The organism is Helicobacter sp. MIT 14-3879 (genome assembly GCF_003364125.1).
This window is the reverse complement of record NZ_NXLP01000080.1, coordinates 1-5,050: the sequence shown is the minus strand read 5'-3', so window position 1 is coordinate 5,050 and position 5,050 is coordinate 1. Positions and strand designations below refer to the sequence as shown.

General features: G+C 36.0%; 4 protein-coding genes. All 4 read right to left on the bottom strand.

Annotation, left to right across the window (positions count from 1 at the left end; translation table 11 throughout):
* Nucleotides 1-385 (bottom strand): hypothetical protein (locus tag CQA44_RS11160; protein WP_115547306.1); only part of this gene is annotated, 385 nt, incomplete at its 3' end.
* Nucleotides 386-406: 21 nt separating this feature from the next.
* The gene (gene flgE, locus CQA44_RS11155; RefSeq protein ID WP_115547305.1) at nt 407-2,563 is read right to left on the bottom strand and encodes a flagellar hook protein FlgE; all 2,157 of its coding nucleotides are present in this window, start codon (nt 2,561-2,563) and stop codon (nt 407-409) included.
* A gap of 456 nt (nt 2,564-3,019) precedes the next feature.
* The gene (locus CQA44_RS11150; RefSeq protein WP_115547304.1) at nt 3,020-3,979 is read right to left on the bottom strand and encodes an NAD(P)-binding domain-containing protein; all 960 of its coding nucleotides are present in this window, start codon (nt 3,977-3,979) and stop codon (nt 3,020-3,022) included.
* Between the two features lie 30 nt (nt 3,980-4,009).
* A complete protein-coding gene (gene ccoS, locus CQA44_RS11145; protein ID WP_115547303.1) occupies nt 4,010-4,216 on the bottom strand; it encodes a cbb3-type cytochrome oxidase assembly protein CcoS in 207 nt (68 codons plus the stop codon).
* Nucleotides 4,217-5,050 lie beyond the last annotated feature (834 nt).

Here is a 5,050-nt window from a genome sequence, read left to right as displayed (position 1 = left end):
ATTTCCACTCAAACGGTAGGCTTAACTCTACAACAGATTCAGTATTTGGAAAATCATGCTTAGATCTTTGCAAGGTCTTTTCTACTTCATTAAAGATTGTAATCTCTTCTAACCCTTCTGTTTTGTTAAGAATTTTTATTCCCTTGAGTGTTGCACTTTGATTATATATTGCCACACTAGCGACAACGCTTGCCCCAGCCTTATTTTCAATCCATTCTTTTGGATAACGTAGAGCATTATTCACAAGGTAGCGATATAGGGCAAAATTTTGCACATTTTGACTTATTTCAAGATTTTTTTGTATTTTGTAGGGAAATTTACTCCATTTTTTTTCCTCAATTTTTGCTGATGCACTACTTGCTAACATTGCTAGAATAATATCCATAGCTTACTCCTTTAAATTGTATTATTGTTTTAAGCTTAAAAGCGTGTTAAGAATTTGATCAGAAGTCGTAATTGCTTTAGAGTTAGCTTGGAATCCTCTCTGCACTACGATAAGTTGTGTTAAAGCGCGACTTAAATCCACATTACTCATTTCAAGCTTTGAACCACTCACGCCACCTCTGCGTCCTGTATTTGCGGCACCTATGATTGGCTCACCACTGTTGCCTGTTTCAGAGAATATATTATTGCCCTCTGCTTGCAAACCTGCACTATTGGCAAAGTTGGCAAGCCCTACTTGAGCTAAAGCCAAAGTCTTGCCATTACTAAATGCTCCAAGCAGAGCACCATTTGAATCAAAGCGCACATCCATTAAATCACCCGCATTGTAACCGTTTTGTGCGATATTGTAGGTTTCAGACCTCTTATCTACACTAGTAAGTCCATCGAAAGTTTGGTTTTTGCCAAAATTTAATTCAAGTCTTTGTGGTGATTCAGAGCCATTTTTTGGGTCAAACTGTAACATAGGCGGATTCATACCTCCCAAGCTTCCATCATTATTAAAGGACACTCTACCACCTTCAAAAATGTTTGGATTATCTGCGCTCCCGCCAATGAATTGCGCTGGTTCTGGCACAATCGCTCGAAATGTCCATTCTTTACCACTACTTTTGGTGAATTCAAATCGAACGGTATGCTTACTGCCAAGACTATCAAATACATCTATACTTGTGGCATGTCTAGCGTGTGTTAGCTTACCGCTTGCTACACTTGCGCCCCCTTCAATAAGTGAAGCGGTGTTAAGGGCTCGCATAGCGTCTCTTAAAAGAATATTAGTAGAAACTTGTCCAGAACTGTATGCGCTTGCTGTGATTTGAAGGTTGTTTGTTACCCCATCATCATCATCTTTGTTTGTCATCTCAAACATACCAAAACGATTGAGCACTACACTTACGCTTGCGGTGCTATCTTTATATTTCTTACCCGGATTTTTTATCATGTTGGCATCATATTGCATAAGGGCACGTAAATCTTCTGTAGTTTTGAATTGTCCTGTTGTAGAATCTGGGTCATTGGATTGTGTGTAACGATAGCGAAAAGCCGTAATATCTTTATCTCCTTCTACAAAGTTCGCAAATGCGCCAGTCCCGCCTTTTGTGATGACAATATTTTTGGTATTCACATCACCATCCATTTCATTTCTGTTTTCAAGTCGTAGTTGTCCGTTATCTATGTAGGCTTCAACCCCTGTTTTATCGCGCACTGCATTAATGGCAGAGACTGCAGCCGCAAGTGTGCTTGTGCCAGATAAGCCAGAGTCATTTGTAAAACTTACTTTTTGCCCATTAATAAATACTATGCTCGGCTCTTTTGTAGTAACTACTGTATTGACTAATTTAGAAGTCTTATAACTCATCCAAAAACCTTGATTTTCACTTATTGTAAATGAGTCTCCATCTGCATTAAATAATGCACCAAAGTCTTCAGCTAACTGTGTAAGATTGCCTTTAGAATCGTATCTAGGATTAACCCCATCTGCTGCGGTATAGGTTGTAGAATCCAGTGCCGAAACATTCACAACATCATCTACATGACGTCCTGCACTTAAATTTGCCCTCAAAGTAACTTTGCTTGTAGGGCGTGCAGGCATAACCATACCGGGATCTATTTGAATGCTCTCAAGTGGTCCCGTATTATCTACTTTAAAGAACTCATTATCTGTCATCATTGAGCCAGATCCTTGGTCAAGAGGTGGTCTGTTCCAGCCTTGCACAACATAACCGCCATTAGTTACAAGATTCCCTTTTGCGTCAAAAAGAAATTCACCATCTCTTGTATAATTTTTGGTTTCTCCTCTATCGCGACTAATAATAAAGAATCCATCACCTTCTATTGCTAAGTCTGTTTTCACATCAGTGTTTTGTGTGTTGCCTTGAGAAAAAACTTTAGTTGTTGCATTGATGCCAACACCCATACCGACTGAGAAATCATTTTGTCCCCCGAGTCCATTTTTATATGGGGAAGTTGCTATTTGCTTGACTTGCGAAAGCATATCTACAAAAGATGCTCTTGAGTATTTAAAACCAACGGTATTCACATTAGCAATGTTATTGCTTTCAACATCTAATGCGACTTGGTGGGCTTGCAACCCACTCACACCTGACCATAATGACCGTAGCATACAAATCCTTTGAAATAATTTGCTAGGGTAAAGCAAATTTGATTCCAAATTACTAATCTCCATGTATTAATGTTAGAGATTTAGATTCTAAGTGTCATTGCAATATCATATCATTGATGTTTTAAGTATTCTTTGCAGATTATATTTTGTTGAGACTTGATTAATGCTCTGTGTAGATTCTTTCATAGTAACGTTACGTCTTAATTTAACTATAATGCAAATGCAAATTGTAGATTAGGTATAATAAATTTTCATCTAGTTTTAAAAGTGAATAGCTTTAATCAATCGATGAAGCGAGTTGAGATTCAATTCTCAAGTCATGGCTTTTATCCTATTTTATTTTTTCAAATGGTATGCCTCTTAAGTAGTAAAGCTAGACTAGAAAAATACAGAATCTGGATTTATTTGCACTATTAAACAAGATAGTATATTAAACTTTGTAGAATATTTACATGCTCATTGCTTTTGTCGCAAGGAATATATTTTTTCTACAATGTCATAAGCATCATTCATGCTTTTAGCAATAGAACCGCCATTTTTATACAAAATATCTCCAACAACAAAAAGATTACTAATATTGCTCTCCTTGCTTTTTTCATCATGTGAGGCTATGCCATGAGAATCTACTTCGATACCACATTTCTTCAAAAAATCCAGAGGCACTACACCCCCAATAGCATAAATTATTCTATCAAAATGCTCACTTGAATGATCCGTAAAATTGACTTTGAATCTGCCATTATCATCTTCTAGGGATTGAATATCAATGCCAAACTTGCCTATTAATCCCTGTTGCAAACTTTTTTCTAATTCTTTAGCGTTTTCATCGTTAATACGAGTAAATTTGCTTCTGCGATAATTGAGTGTAGTCTTTGTTATGCTTGCAAGATACACAGCATATTCCACTGCAGAATTGCCTCCACCCACAACTAAAATCTCTTCACCTGCTTGACATTCATTGATATTAAAATTGGCTTTCTTCCTTAAACTTACTGGGATTGGATAATGGGGCTTATTGGGCTTACCCATCTTGCCAATCCCGATAATAACAAAGTCTGCGCTAAAGCTCTTTATTCCACTTTTTATAACAAATCCCTTATCTGTTTTGCTTACCTGCTCCACTTCAGAATTACAAATCATTTCGACATTGTTTTCCTCTAAAAGTTTTGTAAAAAGATAGAGTGTACTTTCTTTATTGCCATCACTAAAGGCAATATGTCCCTTTAAATCGACAACTTGTCCTTTATAATCTTTATCCACTCTTTTTCCGTCTTTATAATATTCACGAATCATGGCTGAAATTTTGTCTGTTTTCTCAAGTAAAAGAATATTTTCTATGCCAAATTTTTTGCATTCAATAGCACTAGCAATTCCACCAGGTCCTGAACCAATGATAACAACTTCATAATGCTTCATAATTTATCCTTAAAATAATTAAATGGCTATTTAGACACCCTGCCGTTTTGCTTGTGTATTTTTGTTGGATACATCTGCGCTGTTTAAGTCTTCTATGCCGTCAAATAGCACGCCCCTCATCATTTTTTCTTTGTCATCAAATTGTCCATTTTTTAATCCCCACAGAAAAGCAACCAAACCTAAAAATCCGATACAAAGAGAAACTCCTAACATTAATGCCATTACCCAGCTACTCATATTAATCCTTTGAAAATTTTGAGAATCATAAAATTTTAAAGTTCCATGAATTGTATCTAAAATTAGTTAAAGCGAAAGGTTTATTCTTGAGAATTCTTATTCCCTAAATCTCTGTCTCTCAATCAAATAAGCAGTAAGTCTCATGACATTAGGAGAATTATGATTGAAGTATTATTTAAGTTTTATATTATGCTCTATTCTTTGAGTTAAAAAGCTGCGTATGAGCAACTTTGGTGTTTATTCTATTTTGCTCTTATTGCGATGTCAATCTATTGCATGCTAATGTAATTTTTACATACTCATTGGAGGACAAGCAGGAATAAGTAGCACAGAAAGCGGATTATCTTTGGAGAAAGTCAAGCAGGTTTTGTGCTGCTTGCAGAGGGGAAAATAAAAAACAAAGGATGAAATTGACGCCAACTTGCTTCACTAAAGAATCGTTTTATTATTTTCTCTCTTTAATTAGGGACATCACTTTGGCTTCAATCATTTTGAAGAATCCTTTGGTGTAAGATTTCTAGCATGAATGTGCTTAAATGCGCAATGATAAGTAAGAATATGGGTTGGAATAACAAGCAGGCTATCTTAATAATCTAAGAGGCGTTATGTCTGGCATGTCTAGCTAAATTCAAATATGGCAGACGTCGCTTTGAAACCATAAAATAGACTCTAACAGAAGTCCTATTCTCATATACTCAAAAGATATTAAACTCTCATCTAAAATACCGATACATTGTCTCTCTCTGCAACTTGTTTTGCAGTGTCAAGATTCATATTTTGATGACAAGGAATAGAAAGTTGTGCATGATAAAAATCCTCTGCATTATGTAGCAA